At 37.1% G+C, this 19,962-nt stretch carries 20 protein-coding genes and 1 riboswitch; of the genes, 7 read left to right on the plus strand and 13 right to left on the minus strand.

Annotated features, from left to right (window positions below):
* Positions 1–23: 23 nt before the first annotated feature.
* The gene (locus H8S40_RS14985; protein WP_243238270.1) at positions 24–563 is read right to left on the minus strand and encodes an HdeD family acid-resistance protein; all 540 of its coding nucleotides are present in this window, start codon (positions 561–563) and stop codon (positions 24–26) included.
* A 277-nt stretch (positions 564–840) separates the two neighbouring features.
* Between H8S40_RS14985 and H8S40_RS14990 the strand changes: the two genes are divergently transcribed.
* Positions 841–1,548, plus strand: coding sequence for a LytTR family transcriptional regulator DNA-binding domain-containing protein (locus tag H8S40_RS14990; RefSeq protein ID WP_186865533.1), 708 nt, complete (start codon positions 841–843; stop codon positions 1,546–1,548).
* 154 nt (positions 1,549–1,702) lie between these two features.
* Here H8S40_RS14990 and H8S40_RS14995 read toward each other — a convergent pair whose 3' ends face one another.
* Positions 1,703–2,935, minus strand: coding sequence for a chloride channel protein (locus H8S40_RS14995; RefSeq protein ID WP_118738443.1), 1,233 nt, complete (start codon positions 2,933–2,935; stop codon positions 1,703–1,705).
* A gap of 85 nt (positions 2,936–3,020) precedes the next feature.
* Positions 3,021–4,037 (minus strand): acyltransferase, encoded by a 1,017-nt coding sequence (locus tag H8S40_RS15000; RefSeq protein WP_186865534.1) that lies wholly within the window; start codon positions 4,035–4,037, stop codon positions 3,021–3,023.
* Positions 4,038–4,198: 161 nt separating this feature from the next.
* Between H8S40_RS15000 and H8S40_RS15005 the strand changes: the two genes are divergently transcribed.
* Complete coding sequence (locus H8S40_RS15005; protein ID WP_118725025.1) at positions 4,199–4,612, plus strand: potassium channel family protein; 414 nt, start codon at positions 4,199–4,201, stop codon at positions 4,610–4,612.
* A gap of 10 nt (positions 4,613–4,622) precedes the next feature.
* Here H8S40_RS15005 and H8S40_RS15010 read toward each other — a convergent pair whose 3' ends face one another.
* From H8S40_RS15010 to H8S40_RS15025, 4 genes are all read right to left on the minus strand, one after another.
* Positions 4,623–5,405 (minus strand): DUF2238 domain-containing protein, encoded by a 783-nt coding sequence (locus tag H8S40_RS15010; protein WP_186865535.1) that lies wholly within the window; start codon positions 5,403–5,405, stop codon positions 4,623–4,625.
* Positions 5,406–5,422: 17 nt separating this feature from the next.
* A complete protein-coding gene (locus H8S40_RS15015) occupies positions 5,423–6,712 on the minus strand; it encodes an L-cysteine desulfidase family protein (protein WP_186865536.1) in 1,290 nt (429 codons plus the stop codon).
* A 45-nt stretch (positions 6,713–6,757) separates the two neighbouring features.
* Complete coding sequence (locus H8S40_RS15020) at positions 6,758–7,693, minus strand: DUF4349 domain-containing protein (protein ID WP_186865537.1); 936 nt, start codon at positions 7,691–7,693, stop codon at positions 6,758–6,760.
* Between the two features lie 187 nt (positions 7,694–7,880).
* Positions 7,881–8,507: a M48 family metallopeptidase gene (locus H8S40_RS15025; protein ID WP_366482632.1), complete on the minus strand. Its 627-nt coding sequence runs from the start codon at positions 8,505–8,507 to the stop codon at positions 7,881–7,883.
* 248 nt (positions 8,508–8,755) lie between these two features.
* Here H8S40_RS15025 and H8S40_RS15030 point away from each other — a divergent pair, with 248 nt between their 5' ends.
* Positions 8,756–8,947, plus strand: a complete 192-nt coding sequence (locus H8S40_RS15030; protein WP_186865538.1) for a hypothetical protein — start codon at positions 8,756–8,758, stop codon at positions 8,945–8,947.
* 182 nt (positions 8,948–9,129) lie between these two features.
* Here H8S40_RS15030 and H8S40_RS15035 read toward each other — a convergent pair whose 3' ends face one another.
* The 4 genes from H8S40_RS15035 to H8S40_RS15050 form a co-directional block, all read right to left on the minus strand.
* Complete coding sequence (locus H8S40_RS15035) at positions 9,130–9,669, minus strand: hypothetical protein (protein WP_186865539.1); 540 nt, start codon at positions 9,667–9,669, stop codon at positions 9,130–9,132.
* A gap of 154 nt (positions 9,670–9,823) precedes the next feature.
* Positions 9,824–10,090 carry a heavy-metal-associated domain-containing protein gene (locus tag H8S40_RS15040; RefSeq protein ID WP_118737830.1) on the minus strand — a complete coding sequence of 89 codons (267 nt, stop codon included), beginning with the start codon at positions 10,088–10,090 and terminating at the stop codon, positions 9,824–9,826.
* A gap of 71 nt (positions 10,091–10,161) precedes the next feature.
* Complete coding sequence (locus H8S40_RS15045) at positions 10,162–10,518, minus strand: VOC family protein (RefSeq protein WP_118725018.1); 357 nt, start codon at positions 10,516–10,518, stop codon at positions 10,162–10,164.
* Positions 10,515–11,201: an MBL fold metallo-hydrolase gene (locus H8S40_RS15050; protein ID WP_186865540.1), complete on the minus strand. Its 687-nt coding sequence runs from the start codon at positions 11,199–11,201 to the stop codon at positions 10,515–10,517. Before H8S40_RS15050 ends, H8S40_RS15045 begins: the two co-directional genes overlap by 4 nt.
* Before the next feature lie 208 nt (positions 11,202–11,409).
* Here H8S40_RS15050 and H8S40_RS15055 point away from each other — a divergent pair, with 208 nt between their 5' ends.
* Positions 11,410–13,170: a diguanylate cyclase domain-containing protein gene (locus H8S40_RS15055; protein WP_186865541.1), complete on the plus strand. Its 1,761-nt coding sequence runs from the start codon at positions 11,410–11,412 to the stop codon at positions 13,168–13,170.
* Between the two features lie 84 nt (positions 13,171–13,254).
* Here H8S40_RS15055 and H8S40_RS15060 read toward each other — a convergent pair whose 3' ends face one another.
* Both H8S40_RS15060 and H8S40_RS15065 read right to left on the minus strand, forming a co-directional pair.
* Entirely contained in the window at positions 13,255–14,130 is an 876-nt protein-coding gene (locus H8S40_RS15060; protein WP_186865542.1) for a YitT family protein, read from the minus strand.
* Between the two features lie 157 nt (positions 14,131–14,287).
* Positions 14,288–15,628, minus strand: a complete 1,341-nt coding sequence (locus H8S40_RS15065) for an MATE family efflux transporter (protein ID WP_186865543.1) — start codon at positions 15,626–15,628, stop codon at positions 14,288–14,290.
* A 181-nt stretch (positions 15,629–15,809) separates the two neighbouring features.
* Positions 15,810–15,906: riboswitch (purine riboswitch) on the plus strand.
* Between the two features lie 48 nt (positions 15,907–15,954).
* On the opposite strand from H8S40_RS15065, the gene H8S40_RS15070 reads away from it, so the two are divergent.
* The 3 genes from H8S40_RS15070 (at position 15,955) to melB (ending at position 19,943) form a co-directional block, all read left to right on the plus strand.
* Positions 15,955–17,241, plus strand: coding sequence for an amidohydrolase family protein (locus H8S40_RS15070; RefSeq protein ID WP_243238271.1), 1,287 nt, complete (start codon positions 15,955–15,957; stop codon positions 17,239–17,241).
* 189 nt (positions 17,242–17,430) lie between these two features.
* Complete coding sequence (locus H8S40_RS15075) at positions 17,431–18,348, plus strand: AraC family transcriptional regulator (RefSeq protein WP_186865544.1); 918 nt, start codon at positions 17,431–17,433, stop codon at positions 18,346–18,348.
* 176 nt (positions 18,349–18,524) lie between these two features.
* Complete coding sequence (gene melB / locus H8S40_RS15080; RefSeq protein ID WP_118725008.1) at positions 18,525–19,943, plus strand: melibiose:sodium transporter MelB; 1,419 nt, start codon at positions 18,525–18,527, stop codon at positions 19,941–19,943.
* Positions 19,944–19,962 lie beyond the last annotated feature (19 nt).

The following is a 19,962-nucleotide window of genomic DNA, read 5'->3' on the forward strand; positions in this document are numbered from 1 at the left end:
GTTGTTACTGTTCTATTATCTTTTTATTCCTCACTCGCTTTTCCAAAATTCACAGCAAGTACAATCATATTGATTCCCTGCATTAAAACAGAAAATGCAATCATATATCCAACTGAGAACATTGTCAATATCGGATGTGTAAAAGCGATAATACTTACAATGATCGATAATACACCACAGATAATCGCCAGAATTCCTTTTCCTTTAGAATCTTTAAACTTCTTCACTCCGGCTACAATCTGGAAGATACCATAAATCAGTACACTTCCGCCAACCAGATAGGTTGCCATGATATCTGTCAGGAATCTCTGTACGCCACTAAACAATAAAACAATACCGCCAAGTCCTTCCAGAACTCCAAGAATACATGCTCCAATATCTTTCTTCTCTTTAGACAATGAAAGTACCACAAGTTCAATACCATTTACTAAGAGAAGCATTCCAAGAATCCATCCGATTGCTAAAAATGTCCTCATAGGTCGAACTACCGCATAAAAACCTAACAGCACTGTCAGAATTCCCGTGATCATTGTGATAATTTTAATTGTTTTATTCTCCTTCATTTTTGCCGCCCCTTTCGCTTCTGCATTTCTTTTGTTTTTTCTATGATAACACAATTTTTTATTTACTTGTTACCTTTTTTATAATATCACTCACGCAGTTAATCAGCAATCTTTTTTACTCAAATATGTATCTTTATTTAATATTTTTCGATAAATCGCAGTAAAATTTAATTAAAATGCGTTTTATTTGTGTTAATTATTGCATTTTAATTGTTTTTATTGTATTTTCAAAGCAACTATAGTAATATAGAATTATCACAATAAAGGAAGGTCTCATATGCGTTATAATGTTCCACTATATTTCGAACGAAAGAATATCAAAAGTTCAGATATTTTTTACCTTACCAGACAGAATCCTCACACAATCATTACGCTTTCCTCAGGAGAAAGCATTACGACTACAATCCCGATAAAAGAACTTATGCTCTACTTGCCGGAAGAAGATTTTCTAAATATCTCAAAGGGCGTTGTTCTTCGAAAAAATCAAATTGTTCATATATCCGACGAAGGACTTTATACAATGACTGATGGTACTGTCTTTCAGGGTAGAAAACGTAATCTGAGTCAGCACAAACAAATCCGTAAGGAACTTGGTTTAAATGCGCAGAACTATTCGGATGTTTCAGAAGACAGCTCACTTCAATTATTTGATAACTGTAGCTTTCTCAATGATATGCCACTTGCTTTTTGTATTATTGAACTTGTATTTGATGCGAATGGACATGGTGTAGACTTTGTATTTCGTTACTGCAATGATGAAATGGCTGTTGTTGAAGGTGTTCCCGTTTCAGAAATGTTGAATCGTTCTTTTTATGAAGTCTTTGAAAACGGGGATAAAAAATGGCTTGTTACTTATGCTGATGTAGCATTAAACGGCAATAAACATATCCTGCAGGATTATAGTCCGGAAATCGACAAGACTCTGACCATCTACTGTTTTCAACCTGCTCCTGGATATTGTGCATGTGTCTTGATTCCATCTTAATTTTCTGCTATTTGGCGGATACGCCACACCGACGAAATGCGTAGCATTTTGGAGGTTGGCTCTGAACAGTTACATTATTTTTCTGTAATCAAAGAGGCTGTGATTTCAAAATGTGTTCTTAACATCCTGAAATCACAGCCTTTTCTATTTCGCTCTATTTTCCTTCTAAAATGGATACGCCCTTACTACCCGCGGCTGCCGCCACGAATATCCAGACGAACCATTTCACCGGATAACACAAAAACAAAAGCATCGTAACTGCCAATGGTTTTTTCATCGTTCCACCGAGCAATGCTGCCGTAACAATTGCTGTCGCAAACACCATATGACTCTCGACATTTCCACAGAGCAGCATTGCAATACCATATCCCATGCATACTCCTGCAAAAATGATTGGGAAGAAATGTCCTCCTTTTAATCCTGACTGTATACAAAGATTTGTAAGCAGAATTTTCAAAAATGCAACTCCGATCAATGCAAGCGGGAGATAATTCATATACTCTTCCATAAGTATGCCCATCTGTTCTTCACCCGAAAACATCACTGCCGGAATCAACGTACCGCATACACCAAGAATTAAACCTGCTAATGTTTCCCTTAAGACTGCAGGTATTTTTTTCGTTGCTGTTTGCATAAGCTGATGTGTCTTTTCATAAAATACTGCCAAAATACAACCGCAAATGATATATATAATCATCAATAGATAGTCGATTCTTCCAACTTCAACCACTGAAAAAGCCGGGAAACCAGAAAGGCCCGCTCCAAACAGTGCTGATAAACCGGCATAAACTCCTGTTGCCGCTGCCAGTGCGATACCATAAATAAATACTTTCGAAGTACCTGACATTTCTAATATTGCTTCCTCCGACTCGCTCTCTTCTACCTCGAAAATTCCGAACAGCGGTGCATGGAATAATACACTCAAAGACGCTGCAACTCCGACCTGAGAATACTCCTTTGCATGCTGCTTCGCAAACTTCAGATTGTCTCCCGCCCAATAGCACAGACCGACGATAATCCCTGTAAGCCCGGCTTCCGGACCGATACTACTTCCTATCAAAAGTGGAAGCAATGCTGCGATTATCATAACCAGCATATTTTTATATTCATAATGCTTTTCTTTTTTCACCTTACCCATTACGGTTTCCATTTCTTCCGGGTAGTCCCCGTATTTTTTACGGAAAAGCCCGATAATTGCCGCTCCTATCGTACACACAACAATCGTATAAAACGGAATTGAAAACCTGCCCGGAATCCATTCCCATATCACTTCCGTTCCAACTGCCAGAACTTTTAAAAGTGCCCACACCAGTCCGCCGGCAAATGCGCCGATAATTGCACAAAACAACCAAAGCTCTAATTGATTTCTCACCTTTGTATTCTTCATAATTCTTCTCCCATTCTTATGCTTTATCTTCCAGCCTTTCCATAGAAAGCCACTTAACCCCGTCCCCAAAGGTCTACCCAAAGGTCTAAAAAAGCCACTTAACCCCGTCCCCAAAGGTCTTTTTCATCAGCCATACACAGCCAAAAGAAAGGGCAATGATTGCCAATGTCAGCCCCGGAACTACAATCCATGCTGATGCATCTGCCGCCTCCATATACTTTTTATAATTATCCAAAAATAGAATATGTATCAGATAAATGCCAAACGAACATCCCGAAAATGTATCCATGATTTTTTTTGCCTTTGGTCCGGGAGAAAATTCGCTTTTCTTTAACCGAATAATATACATAAAGAACATTGCGGCTGCCAATACAAGTATTGGGTTTCCATACTCCATAAATCGTTCACAATGAACACCTTGTTTTATTGTCCCAATCCATGTTAATCCTATGTTTATCAGCATGCATACAACAAATGTTATCGCCGGTATTCGTTGATCTCGAATTACATGTTTTCTATATTTATAAATATAATATCCGATAAACACGTAATACATGTAAACTCGATCCCCGATCAATGGCAGATCATAATATGCTTCTTGATTCCCCAAAGAAGATAGATAATTAAAAATGACTGCTAAGGTGATCACACCAAGAAATGCCTGTTCCAATCTCAAATTCATGTGCTTACACATTACCTGAAAAAACGGAAGAACCATATAAATCGGAATCATTGCATATAAATACCAAAGATGTGCTTCCGCCGGTTCGAATAATATCTTGCGTATATCATACGGCGTCTTCATATAAAAATCATTCCAGATAATATAAATCAGACTCCACACGACAAGCACAATTATAAAGCGCCATAATCGTTTTAAATGTTTTCTCAGAGGTTCTTCTCTCCCTAAAAGGAGTGCACCTGTAATCATAAAAAAACACGGAACGCTTACTCTTGCCAGAACATCTAAAATCATAGAAAATATATATTCTCCCTGACTAATCTCGCCATATGCACGACAGTAATAGTTTGTCACATGGATCACTATAACGGAGACAAACGAAATGATCCGAATCAGCTCCAGATTATAATTTTTTTCCATTAAGAAATTCCACCTTTTCCTTATATTACTTACATTTTTTCATGATATCACAGCTATATTTAAACAGCAATATTGTTTTCTATTGTTATTTTCACTAAATTTATATTATACTTTAATCGACTCAATCTATACTTACTTTTATTTTTCGGAGGATTTTAATTATGAAAAGATTAAAATTATTATGGATAATTTTAAAACGAACGAAAGCTACACAAATAATCCTTGGCTTCGTTCTCTTCCTTTTTGCCAATGCTGCGGTTATCCAGTTGGTTGAACCAAATATTAACCGCTACGGAGATGCCCTCTGGTATTGCTATGCTGTAATCTCCACTGCCGGATTTGGCGATTTCGTTACCGTTACATTTATCGGAAAAATATGTTCCGTATTACTTACAATTTATGCTATTTTTGTAATTGCCATTGTCACCGGAGTGGTTGTCAATTTCTATACACAGATGGTAGAGATGCAAAGAAAAGAAACGCTCATTATGTTTATGGATAAACTAGAAAGACTTCCCGAACTCTCAAAAGAAGAGCTGGAAAGTATTTCTAGAAAAGTACGGGAATTCCGTTAGCAGAAGACTCTTATTCGTCTTCTGCTTCTATTTTGTCTTCATTTCTAACTTGTGGGATCAAAGAAGATGCAAGCTTTCCTCTTTCTCTGTTTTTCAAATATAAAATACCAATAACAGAGAAAACAACCGCCCCAATAAAGTTCACAATCAAGTCTTTCATTGTATCTATAAGACCAATATCAAGATAGCCTCCAAGATTCCACTGCTCCCCATTGATCACTACAGATTGAACATCTACGTGAATCGGAACATTTGCACCTGTAGGATTTAATTTAACAGAATTAATTACTGTAACAATCCAGTCTTTCTGCATATCTAAACCGAAAAACTGATCCATACTAAATTCAAAGAACTCCCACAACACTCCGACTGTCATAGAAAAACAAAATGCAAAAAATGCAACGAAATATGGTGACATCTTAATTGAGAATTTCTCGCTTCGGTTAAAGAGATCGATTAACGCAAATCCTATCGCTGCCATTAAAAATCCATTCGTAGTATGTAAAATGCTATCCCAAATCGGAATTTTTACATAAAAAGCGTTAATTTCTCCCAAAATCTCTGCTGAAAATATAAAGATTAAAATAACTGTTTCCAATCCTACCGGTATTGTAACGCTCAATTTCTTATCCAGAAATTGCGGAACCATGAATAATATCAGCGTTAAAATTCCCAGGAACATGTTGTGATAATTCCCAAGGAAAAATTGTCGTATAACCGAAAATACTACTATCAGCGTAAGTACCATCTGTATTTTTGTTCTATTTTTTCTTGCTTTCATGTTTGTACTCATCTCATTTTCCTCCTCTTTTAACATTCCTGATCGATATCAGCACGATCTATCATAACATTTAAAATTTCCGTGTCTGTGGCACGCATACCAACTCGCCCGATATATCCCATACTCTTAATCGTCTCCTCGATATCATCTTTAATAATACCTTCTCCCGGAAGAAAGCTTTTGTTCCGGATACTAAGCTGAAAAGCCATGAGTGCGGCATCGACGGAAGATGCTATCTTCGCGGCACAGGATGGCTTTGCCCCATCACAAACGATTCCTCCAATATTTCCAAGTGTATTGATAATAGTCAATGAAATCTGTTGGTATGTACCGCCATACATATATGTGATACCTGCTCCCGCACCACATGCTGCACTGACTGCACCACAGTATGCTGAAAGACTTCCTATATAGTATTTCTGATGAATTGCAATCAGATTGCTGACAACTAAGGAACGACAAAGCTTCTCGTGAGATACTTCCCACTCATCCGCATATACGATAACCGGAAGAGACACCGTTATTCCTTGATTACCGCTTCCGGAATTAATCACAACCGGCATAGAACAGCCACCCATACGTGCATCACTTCCGGCTGCTGCCCTGGCACAAGCTCTCGTAATAACACTTTTTCCCCATACATGCATCAACGTTTTTCCAATCTGTGCACCATAGTTATTATCAAGACCTTCCTGTGCTATTGCAGAATTTAATTTAATCTGACGATCAATGATTGGCTGAATATCTTCCATATGAACCTGGTCTGCAAAATCTAAAATATCCTTAACTGTAAGCTTCGATTTATCTACACTCGTCTCACTTTCTGATAAATAAGGATTATCCAGGAGCACCTTTCCATCCTTTTCAATTCTGGTAATATTGGTATGCTGATGCTCAATTGTTACGGACGCATAATGCTCTCCCTTTATCACCTTAGCTGTAATATACAGATTGTCAACACCTTCAACCAATGAGCATGTACAGATGTTCTGGTTGATCAACTCACGAGTTCTGGAAATATCTTCCTCCGTAACCTCACTCAAAACCTCAAGTGTTTTATCTGCATTTCCACCTACAATACCAAGCACTGCCGCAACCTCAATTCCTTTCATCCCATCGGAATTCGGAACCGTAACACCTTTTACATTTTTAATAATATTTCCACTTAGTTTCATCTCCACAGAATCCGGAAATTCTCCAAGAACCTGATATGCTTTTGCTGCTGTATAGGCAATTGCTATCGGCTCCGTACATCCTAGCGCAGGCACAAGTTCCTGTTTAAGAATGTTTAAATAATTTTCATATAGTATCGAGTCCATTTTAATATCTTGTTCCTTTTTCTACATTTTTACTTTTATATTTTTTCACTGCTTTTCTATCTCATTATTTTGTGTTCTATCTTCTTTTCTCACTTTTCTTTTCTTTAAAATCTTTCTAACTACGATTACAACAACCGCAATAACACCTCCACATACAATGAGAATTGGCAATGAACCAAGTATTCCAATTATCAGTCCTCTGATTCCCCTCGCCACTACATATAAACTATTTCCAAATCGTTCTTTGATTTCTTCAAAAAATCCCTTCTCACCAGTCTCTGTCACACGTTCCACTTCGTCTACATACACACTCACTGTACTATAATCAATCTGATTGTCCATTGTTTTGAGCTGACTTTCGTAGTTCTCTATCTCATAACGAATATCCGATAATTTACTTTCAATAGTTAGAATCTCTTCCATATTCTCCGCCTTAGAAAGTAATTCTAATAAACGCTCCTGTTCGGTTTCTAATGCCTTTTTATGACTTTCCACATCTATATACCGAAGTGTTACATCTTCCACAGATTCATTTTTCTGCGTCACATTTCCCAGTTCACTGACCACTTCTACAAACTCATTTAACTTATCCGAAGGAATCCGGATAACATAACTTGCGTATCGAGTAGAATGATGTGCATAACTATTCCCACTAACAGTAGACAGCTCAATATAACCGCCCAACTCTGTAGTCTTTGTGCTTAGGTTAGTAAGAACAGAATCAAATTTCTTTGTCTCCAAAGATAGGGAAACTGTTCGAATCAATTTTCGTCCATTTTCTACTTGCGCTTCCAACCCATTCTCTGAAGTAACGCCCGTATCTGCTGCCTCATCCGTATCCCAATTATATTCGCTATCCATTTCTGCACCCGAACTTACAGTTGCTCTATCTTCCGCGGCCATCTTTGAGCTATTGCCACATCCGGCTGTCATCATCACCAGCATCACTGCCATTAAAAATGCTTCCACCTTCTTTTTCATAGAATCCCTCCTTTGCTCAATAATTCAAGAATGCCTCGGTATTCTTGCTGCGAGGTGCGCGTCATGCAATTGCATGACATACTTCTACTGCGCACCTCTGCAATCCTGCCGGAGGCTATATCAGCTGGGGGGATTGACTCCCAGCCGATATACAAGGTCTTTTTCTATATTTTACCACAACTTCCTCTTAAATGAGCTGACTTCCTTCTTCTTTAAGCCACTTTTTTGCAGCTTTATAGTCTGGACATACCTTCTCTACTTCTGCCCAAAATGCTTTCGAATGATTCATTTGTTTTCTATGGCACAATTCGTGAACTACAACATAATCTAAAACTTCCGGAGGAGCTAACATTAACAGACAGTTAAAATTCAAATTTCCCTTGCTGCTACAGCTCCCCCATCTCGTCTTCTGATTTCTAATGGTTATCCTTTCATAAGTAACTCCAATTATTTTGGCAAAATATTCTACTCTCGCCGGAATTGTCACACAAGCTTTATCTGCCAGCTCCCTTATTTGTTCAAACGTCATTTTTTCTGATGCTTTCGGTTTAATATGTTTCTTCTTTTCCGCTATTTCTTCAAGTTTTTTATTAATCCAAGCCTCATTCTTTTTTAGAAATTCCTCAATGTATTTTTCTGAAACACTATATGGGGCTCTTACAGTGACATTTTGATTAAAATCCACCTGAATCGCCATTGTTTTTCTATTTGATTTAATCACTGTAACTTCCATAATAGCTCCTCTATAATATCTTTTCTTTACTCGACTGAAATTATCTTCAAAAGCATCTGCATAGTCCGGTTTTCCATCCACATATTTTTTTCATCCTGACTCTCTTCCCCTAAAATATTTTTCCTGATATCTACTCATCCCAACCTATATGCCAAATTTGAGTTGATTGCTGAATTAATAAAAGCCGTATCTAAACCTGAAGAAATATCGTGATTTGCTTTTACTACCATCTGAATCACCTCCACTGTAATCATTTGTAATTTCAACATTATCATTTAACGTATTAACTCAAATTATATCATACATACCTTTGTCTGTGAGAATAAAGTGTGCGGATTGAGCAGTTTTACCCTAACTGTTTTTCTTTCGCTGCTGAAGAAGCCCAAGTTGCCATGTTCCTAAAACAATTAGGAATCAAATATAGCAAACTCATCAAGGATGAATTTGTCACTTTGATGGACATTCTTCGTAAATCTGATATGCTGAAATCCTCCGGAAGCAAGCATGACAAAGGTAACTGAAAGAAACGATAGCAACAAAAAAACAGATCCGGATGCACTGAGGGTAATCAGTGTATCTGAACCTGTCTTTTCTATGGTCTTTCCGATGAATAGCTTGGCTGGCTTTTCATTGAGATTTCTTATGCTTTTTCGTTGACATTTAATACTGTTCAATGTATCATATAATCAAGAAATGGGTTTTGTTACTGAGTAAGGTCATTTGACTGGAAAAGATTGCTCGTTTCTTTTTTTATTTTCATGATATCGTATAAGTAATATTTTCCATCTTCATCGTATCTGACCAACATCGCAACATTAAAGACGTTGTATCTCTCTATTTCTCCATCATCACCAAATACCGGAAGAGCAAATCTTGAATCATATGAATACCAACCATATTTAGCGTCTTTACTATGCTTCTCCTTACGATTATCTTCATAAACCTCGTTCGTTGCTATTTTAAGCAATTCCGGTAATCCCTGTGCGGCATTCGCTTTTGCTTTCGCATTTGCTCCTTTTAAAATCCGAGTATAATTTGAGTGCGTATACTCATCAGGAAGATCCGATCCAATATAAATCATCTTATTGCAATCTTCTATCTGATAGAATTCTCCTACATACTGGCGTAAATACTTTTCAACTTCATCCCAATTAACTGCTCTTTTTCCCTTGAACAGAATATCGTGAATAAATACGGTTTTCTTTCCGTTCAAATCTTCGATAACATTTACTTTTCTCTCCAAGTTAACCTCCTAAACATTTACGTAATATAACGCATTGCGTTATGCTTATTGTAAAAAATATACAGAGGATACATTTTAATTATCTTCACTATAGAAAAGACAGGCCCGAACTCCTTGCAAATCAAGGCTTTTCGTCCTGTCCATAACAAACAATCTACAATTTTCTTCTTATAAAATCAACAATACCAACTTTCTTCTCGACATGCTGGCTCGTAATTTCGCCTATAGTATAACCCGTAGCTTCAATCGTTCTCCGAATTGCTGCTTCATCTAAAGGCTCTTCGGATAAAATGATTGTTTCCCCCTTAGAATGGTTTGATTTTACTTTTTTCACCGAAAATGCACCTCGGATTGCTTCGTTAATATGAGCTTCACACATAGTGCAAGCCATACCAGAAACCTTTACTGTTGTCTTAATCATGCTGAATCATCCTTTCATGTTGAAAGCAATACCCGTTATTATTGTCCCTCTTCTACTTGCTGTAAACGGATTTACGGCAGAATCTCAAGCCAGTATCCATCCGGATCTTCGATGAAATAAATTCCCATCGCTTCATTTTCGAAGCAAATGCATCCCATCTCTTTGTGCTTTTTATAAGCAGCCTCATAATCATCTGCTCGAAATGCCAGATGGAATTCACATTCGCCCAGATCATATGGCTGTGGATGATCTTTCAGCCAAGTAAGTTCCAGCTCAAAATCACTGATATCGTTACTCAAATATACAATAATAAAATCATCTGTCGTCTTTCGTCTTACTTCATGTAAGTCGAGGGCTTCGTTATAAAATTTAATAGATTTTTCTAAATCTGATACGTTATAATTTTCATGGATCATTTTAAAATTCATAATACTTCTCCTTTTGTACATTCTGTGTTTTTAATACGTGACTTATATTGTGGGTGTTCAGTAATAAACCGCTTGATTACACTGGCATCACCCCAATAATGCATTGGAAAAATGGCATTGCAATCTACATTTTCAAGAAAATATAGAATCCCGTCGGCATAGTGTTCTTCTTGTCTTGGATCAAGCGGAACAAATGCAACATCAAAATGCATCCCCTTAATTTTTCTAATTTCTGCACGATATGCCGATGTAAGCCTCTGATTATCCGTCTCCGGCTCACCCTCCCAATACCAGTCATTTAAATCACCGGCGTGGTAAATCGTTCCTTCTCTTGTTTTGACAATAAATGCAACACCGCTATCATTTGAAAGCAATGTATCAACTTCGGTATCATTATCCAACGTATATGCTTTATCGTGATAAGCATATGTAATTTTCATATCAGACCGCTTATTCTTCTTGCGTATATCTTTCGATAAAACAGCCTGATAGGTCATCCCCATTTCATCAAGGATTTCAAAGATTTTCGGGTTAAAATGATCCTCGTGAAAGTGACTGCAAAAGACAATCACTTCTTTCTTCTTATCGAGAGGTGGCAATTCACCCTTGTAATAGTCAAAGATATAGTAGCAATCTTTAGTCTCAACCAAAAAGCCACTATGATTAATATAAGTTATTTTCATGATATCACCTGCTAAAAATGACATGTTTCAAATTCGCTATTATTGTACATTGTTACGTTAAATTTGTAAAGTGTCACTTGCCAAATTATCTGATGCATCTTTTTAACATAAAATTTTTTATGTTTTCTCTAAAATACATTTTGTTTTTACATTTCTATGCTATACTAAAGCATTATAAAAATTCTATTTATAATACGAGGTGAACTAAGTGAAGAAAAAAACACTTGTGCCTCTTATCATTTTTTTACTGGGTATATGCCTGGTTGGTTTAATTGTATACAAAACAGACACCCATGAAAAAGCAGAGAGACACACAACCGCACAATTAAATGCCACAACCTATGGTGAACGTATAAAAAACGAAATTATAAGCGGAATTGAGATTACCAATACACTGGAACAAATTTTGACCAGTGAAGATGGTGAAATCAACCACTTTGACACAATTGCAGAGAATATCATATCTGGCTCTATTGCAAGCATACAGCTTGCTCCAGATGGCATTGTGACAGATATTTATCCTGCTAATGGAAATGAAGCAGGTAAAATTGATCTGCTCCATGATAAAGACCGCAAAGAAATTTCCTGTTACGCAAGAGACCATCATACAATCATTACTCAAGGTCCCTTCGAATTTAAACAGGGAGGCTTGGGAATTGCTGTCCGCAATCCAGTCTACCTGAAAGATGAAAATGGACAAGAATATTTCTGGGGCTTTACCATTGTTATCCTCCGTATTCCTGATATTTTTTCAGACTCAATTGATGCGATTTCAAATTTTGGATATGAATACAGACTTTCAAAAACAGACACACCTTGGAGCGATACTTATACAATTATTGAGCAATCGGATGGTGAAATGATTCATCCTGTTTCTTATAGTTTTACAATAGGTGAAGAGAATTGGATTTTTGAAGTAACTCCTGAAAACGGATGGAGAAATACTACATTAATAGCAATAATTATCGGATTTTTTACTCTTATCCTCTTACTTTTATGCGGGCTTACGCGGATGTGGTTAGTATCGAAGGAGAATAAAAATAAATTCCAAATACTGGCACACACGGATTCTCTTACCAATATTCACAATCGTTATAGATTTGATGAATTGGCAGAAGAGATGATAGACAAAAATCCGAAAGAACATTTTATAGCCGCACTCCTTGATATCGATGATTTTAAGTTTATTAATGATATCTATGGACATGTTTATGGAGACAGAGCATTAAAAAACCTGGCAGATAACATGAAAGCTTTTTTTCCACATGATGTAGTGCTTGGAAGAAATGGTGGTGATGAATTCTGCATCCTTCTGCCAAATTATACCTTTAAAGAAGCAGAAGAACTATTTCAGGAATTCACCAAAATTCCAAAAACATTTACATACAAAGGAAAAGAATATCCATTTTATATTTCTCTTGGATATGCGGAATATCCAACATTTGCACCCAACTATGCGCAACTCATGCGCTGTGCAGATGCCGCTCTTTATGAGATAAAACTTCATGGGAAAAATGGATGTATGGCTTACAGAAAAGGACTTCAATCAGGAGTCCGCAAACAGCTTGGCTTTGCGTTTAAAGACATTGCTGAACATCTTCCTGGTGCATTTATCATATACAAAGCGGATAAAAAAGACGATGAACTATTTTATGCAAACCATGAATTTCTTCATATGACTGGTTATAAAAATATTGATGAATTCTTTAAACTCACAAAAAAGAGGTTTCGCAATCTGATCCGTGAAGATGAGCAACAACAGATAGAATCCAGCATCTGGGAACAAATTGACAGTGGCAATGAAAATGACTATATTCACTTCCATCTTCGAAAAGCTGATGGTTCTTATCTTTCTGTACTCGACCATGGAAGAATCGTGGAGAGTCCGCAATACGGACGAGTATTTTATGTTCTGTTTATGGACTGGGAGGATATGCACATTCATTACAAGGATAAATTTTCAGAATAAAAAATAAAATTCCAGCCCGATGGAAGATAAACTTCCACCAGGCTGGAATTTTATTTAATTGCCATCCAAAATGCCCTATATTCATCACGCGTCCTCTTCTCCGTAATGTTTACTCAATGAGAATCCTCTTCCGCGTACTTCTGTAACTCTGCTGACAATCATAAAAGCCTCTGGATCAATATGTCTGATTAATCTCTCAACCTGTGGAAGCTCACGATTAGATACAATACTCAACACAATCTGTGTTTGTTCCTGCCGATATCCGCCTTCACCATACAACATCGTCACACCTCTGTCTACCTGCGCAAGAATCGCCTGACGTATTTCTTCCACATGACTACTAATAATCTTCACTTCTGTCTTAGTATTTCCCATCATCAATACTTTGTCCAACACTGTCGTATAGATCATAACCAGCAACACACCATATAAAACACGCTCTGGAGGATTATATACAATCTGCAGAACCAAAATTAATATATCAAATACATTCAAACTAAGCGACACAGGAATTCGAAAATACTTATTCAATACCAACGGCGGAATATCCATACCTCCTGTAGAAGCTCCCGTTCGGATCACAATTCCCAGACCAATCCCGATTCCAAGTCCGGCAAATATGGTATTCAGCATTGGATCAGTCGTAATCACCAGATCACCGAAAATATGATTGGCCGCTTCCAATGCGATTGGATAAGTAAAAGAACTGATAACTGTTGTCAGTGCAAATTTCTTGCCAAGAAGCGTCCATCCAACTAGTAACATCACAATATTAAACACTAAGACAAACCCAGAAATTGATGCTCCTGTAAAATGCTTCACTACCAGACCGATACCGGTTGTTCCTCCTGTCATCAGATTCCCCGGCAAAAGAAAAAGTCTGATTACAAAGGCATAGAGAATATTTCCTAAAATAACCGTTACAACTGTACCTACTCTCTTTAAATGTGCTTGATCCATAACAACCTCCAATTACTTATATACTTTTAACTAACATTCCCCAATACAGAATATTATACTGAGAAACACTTCCTTTTTTCAATAATAGTTTTTATAAATAATCAGAGAAATCCCCGCAATCAATTATAGAGAAACGGCTGTTTTGTCAAATTATATATCAAATTGAATCCACCTTATCAGTCGGCCATGATTTTCTGAGTGCCGCATAAGAAATCAAAAAGTTTGCGAGCCATCCAGCCGGTACAGCAAGCCAGACAAATGCAATACCAAAACGAGGGGCACAGATTAAGGCAACTGACAATCTTATTGCAAGATTTACCATATTTGCAATAAGAAATGGCCGCATGATTCCAAGCCCACGAAGAACTCCATCTGTTGCCATCTTGATACCCATGAAAATGAAAAAGTAGCCTAGCCATCTCATATAATCCCCTGATACCTGATAAGCTAAAGCAGTTCCGTCTTTTCCTAAGAATAACGAAGAAATTTGCGTATGCAATGTCTCAATAACTATAAAGGCAAGAACTGCAAAACATAAATCTAACACCAGTGCAGCATGATATCCTTTTTTGATACGTTCGATTTTCTTTGCACCAAGATTTTGGGAAACATACGGCGAAACTGCATTTCCAATAGATACAAATATCAGTGAAAATACATTCTCTACTCTCATCGTTGCCGAATAACCCGCTAGTGCCTGTGTACCAAATGGATTTACAACCGCCTGTACGATCATCATCCCAATTGACACTGTAGCCTGCTGAAGAACCGAAGGTACAGCAATTCGAAGCATTGAACGTAACTCCTGCCCGTCAAACCAGCTAAAGTGACTTTTATATCGGCGCATCCGACTAAAGAAAATCAAAAGTGAAAATACTGCAGAAATTCCCTGTGCAATAAGAGTCGCAAGGGCTGCACCAAACACGCCAAGACCAAGTCCAGCCACCATCCAAAGGTCCATAAATATATTTAAAACCGAAGAAAATATTAAAAGACCTAACGGAATCTTTGATTCGCCGATTGAAGTGAACATCGTTGAAAGGATATTGTACATAAACAGAAACGGAAATCCCACAAAATAAACTCGAAGGTACAGTACCGCTTCATCCAATATATCAGCAGGTGTCTGTAATAAACTCATCATTGGATGGGAAAAGCAAAATCCAAATAGTCCCAGAAGTATACTTAGGATCAGAAAACTAATCAATGATGTCGACACAATCGTTTTCATTTTGCTATAATCCCGAGCCCCAAAATAACGGCTCACAAGCACCCCTGCACCTACACCGGCACCCAATGCTACACAAATAAATACATTCGTAAGTGCGGCGCAGGCACCAACTGCAGCAAGTGCAGATGAACCAACAAACTGACCAACAATAATAGAATCAGCCATATTATATACTTGTTGAAAAAAACTGCCTAGAATCATAGGCATTGCAAAAACAGTCAGCGCTTTAAGAGGCACATCTGTAATTAAATATTCATCTTTTGACATTGTCTTATTCTCCTTCTATAGAGATTTATTTTATATCTTCAAAACACAAAATGCAAATGTCGTTATGATCAATCAACATTTTCCGATAAATTGAATATGCAATATACACAAAAAATAATTGTGTTTTTTTAATATAAAGTCAATAGACAATCATACATAAGAATATTATAATCCATATTGAATCAGTCGATTAATATTATTATGTATATGCTGGAGATTGGTCCAGTGTTTCTACCAACTACCGTAAAGAGTTGACTACATAAGTTCTATGTGGTGACTCTTTTTTTGTTTTCCTAAAAAAGACTTTGTGATAGGAGGTTTGAATTATGAATAAAAAGAAAATGATTAAAGCTTTAAAAGGTCAGATTGTATATTCTGAATCTTCAAACAAATTAAAGATTTGTGAAAATGGATATCTTGTATATGAAGCAAATAAAATTAAGGGCGTGTATCCAACACTTCCGGAAGAATATGAAGGAATATTGGTAGAGGATTATGGAAACAGAATCATTGTTCCTGGATTTGTAGATTTACATGTACATGCACCACAATATGCTTTCCGTGGATTAGGCATGGATATGGAGCTTTTAGACTGGCTGGAGACAAATACTTTTCCAGAGGAGTCAAAATATAAAGACATAATTTATGCCCAAAAAGCTTATCAGATGTTTGTAGACAATCTGAAGAAAAGCGCAACAACAAGAGCATGTATATTTGCAACGATTCATAAAGAATCAACTATTTTATTGATGGATATGCTTGAAAAAGCCGGGCTTGCTACAATGGTTGGTAAAGTGAACATGGATCGCAATTCACCGGATTATCTGAGAGAAGAAACAGAAGAAAGTGTAAACGAAACAATCTCTTGGCTTGAAGAAGTACAAAAGAAACAGTACCAACATACAAAACCTATTTTGACTCCTCGATTTATACCAAGCTGTACAGATGAACTGATGTGTAAACTGAAAGATATTCAGGAAAAATATCAGATTCCGGTACAGTCTCATCTTTCAGAAAATTATGGCGAAATTTCATGGGTACAGGAATTGTGTCCAAAATCAGAATTTTATGGAGACGCATATGATCAGTTTGGATTGTTTGGAAGAGACAGCAAGACAATTATGGCTCATTGCGTACATTCAGACGAGAGAGAAATTAAAAGAATGAAGGAGAATGGTGTGTTTATCGCACATTGTCCGGAATCTAATACGAATTTATCCTCAGGAGTTGCACCTGTCAGACAATATTTGGAAGAAGGAATGCATGTAGGATTAGGAAGTGATATTGCTGCCGGATCCACTGAAAATATGTTTGTTGCTATGCGGTATGCCATTCAGGCTTCAAAACTACGCTGGAGATTGAAAGATGAAAAACTGTCCCCATTAACTATGCCTGAAGTATTTTACATGGCTACAAAGGGCGGCGGAGAGTTTTTTGGTAAAGTAGGAAGTTTCGAAGCAGCGTACGAAATGGATGCCGTAGTGCTTGATGATAAACGCTTAATCCATCCACAGGAAATGAATGTGGAGCAGCGGTTAGAACGAATGATTTATTTGGCGGACGAACGAGAAGTCTATGCTAAATATGTAGTAGGAGAAAAAGTATCTGATTAACGGAAAGAAGATGGATTTGCAAGTTTTTTTACATTTTAGTACTTGGTTTGAAAACTGATGGAAGAATAACACGATACTGTGATAGAATAAGAAAAATGGTTAAACGAACTATTGTTGAGTGAGTAACAGCAAAAGTAAGCATGACTGGAAAGTGCTTGTGATCTTAGGGATTAAGAGAGGATACAGATTATGGAAGATTCTTACGTATTACAACTATTAAAACCAAAGTTTAAAGATTTTCATTTGTGTTTCTGCGGATTTGCAGAATGTAAGCCATTACATAGCTATGGACCGGCCGCAAGACCCAATTATATTTTGCATTATGTAATGAAGGGCAAAGGTATCTATCAGGTTGGTGAAACGAAGTATCCGCTGAAAGAAGGACAGGCCTTTCTGATTGAACCGGAAAGCCTTACCTTTTATCAGGCAGATAAAACGGACCCATGGTCTTACCTTTGGGTAGGATTTGGTGGTACGGAGGCACAGAGATTTGTCAGAGATCTCGGACTGAACAGTCGTCAGCTTACATGCGAGTGTGAATATGGAGAAGAACTGAAAGAAATTGTATTTGAAATGCTTCATCATACGAGTTCAACTGCAGAAAATCTTTATTATCTCCAGGGAAAATTGTATCAGTTTTTCTCCGTGCTGGCTCGCGGGATTGAAATTCAGCAATATGCGGATGATACAAAAGAAAGTATACATGTACAGGAAGCAATTGCCTATATAAAGAATTACTATTCACAGAAAATCACAGTGGAAGATATAGCTGATTATCTGGCACTTAACCGAAGTTATTTATATACAATATTTAAGAACAGTCTTGGAATCTCGCCGAAGGATTTTTTGACGAAATTTCGAATTTCCAGAGGAAAGGAGCAGCTCACACTTACAGATCTCTCTGTGGAGGAAATCGCAGTTTCTTGTGGTTATCGCAATTCACTTGCTTTCGGCAAAGTATTTAAACAGAAAATGGGAATGACGCCGACCCAATATCGTAATGATAACAGAAAGGCTGCCCGAGAACAATTGATCAGTGCACAAAACGAACTGAAAGAATATAAGAAGCATAAAACAATTTATGTAGGAAACATTGAAAAAGAATAGATAAAATGTTTAAAAAAGTATCTGATACCTAACATTTGAGATATAACTCTTAACAAAAAGGTATAACGGATGCTTTTTTTGTACGCTATACTTGTATCAACAAACATAAGGAACAAGTGCACAGGTTTCTTCACTTAAACAACAAATAAACAAATGAGTGTTAGAGGAGGAGAATCATGGAAAATCAAAAGGATACTCAGAAAAATCCGCAATATAAATATGCGTCTACAAGAGAAAAATTATGTTTTGGAATTGGAGCAATCGGCAAAGATGCGATTTGCAATTTAGTAGGAGCATTTTTAATGCTTTATTTTACAGATACTTTGTATCTGGCACCGGCATTTGTCGGCGTACTGTTTTTGGTAGCAAGAATATGGGATGCGATCAATGACCCGATGATGGGAATGATCGTTGACAATACACATACACGTTTTGGTAAATTCAGAATCTGGCTTGTAATCGGAACATTGGTAAATTCAGTTGTATTTGTTTTGTTATTCCACAGTTTTAACCTGTCAGGAACAGCATTGTACGTATATGTATCCGTTATGTACATTTTATATGGAATGACTTATACGATCATGGATGTACCTTACTGGTCATGGCTTCCTAACCTGACAAATGACCCGCGTGAACGTGAGAAAGTTTCCGTAATTCCAAGATTTTTCGCAAGTCTTGCAGGATTTTCAGTAGCAACATTTGGGCTTTATATTATCAATTACCTGAATAAAGCAGCAGGCGAGAGCAATCTCTACGCAGAAAAAGGATATACACTTTTTGCAATTATTATCGCAGTTATTTTCATCGTTACAATCGGAATTACTGTATTTAATGTAAAAGAGGAATCAACAGTAGGTATATCAGCAGAAAAGACAAGTCTGAAACAGGCATTTCATGTAATTGTAAAAAATGATCAGTTGCTTGCATTTATCGGATTACTTTTGACATTTAACCTTTGTACACAGATTGCAAAAAGCTTTGCTGTGTATTATTTCAAATGTGTATGCCACGATGAATATCTGTATTCTATCTTTGGATTTGCAATTATTGCTGAGATGGCAGGACTTTTATGCTTCCCAAAAATCGCAGCAAAAATTAGCCGTGAAAAGGTATACGCATTTGCATGTGGACTTCCAATTGCTGGATTTGTACTGCTCGGTGCAGCAGGATATGTAGCACCACAGAGTAATGTATTAGTTGTTGTATGTTGTGCACTGCTTTTCTTCGGATCAGGTCTTTCACTTGGAGTAACAACATGCTGTATGGCAGACGTTATCGACTATGGAGAAGTAAAATTTGGTGTACGAAATGAAAGCGTAACATGCTCTGCACAGACATTTCTTATGAAGGCAGCTACGGCAGTAGCAGGTGGATTAACAGGAATTGGTCTTCAGATTGTAGGATACAACGCAAAAGCGGTAACTCAGAGCGCAGCGACCGTAATGGGTATTCGCGTGTTAATGCTTGTGATTCCAATCATTCTTGCATGTGCAAGCTTTGGTATTTACAAAAAATACTACACTTTAAAAGGTGAGAAGATGGAAGAAATCACAAGAAAAGTAAATGAAATGCATGCGAAAAAGCAGACAGCTTAAGAGTCAACAATTCAATTAT

Source organism: Ruminococcus hominis, assembly GCF_014287355.1.
Taxonomy (GTDB): Bacteria; Bacillota; Clostridia; order Lachnospirales; family Lachnospiraceae; genus Schaedlerella; species Schaedlerella hominis.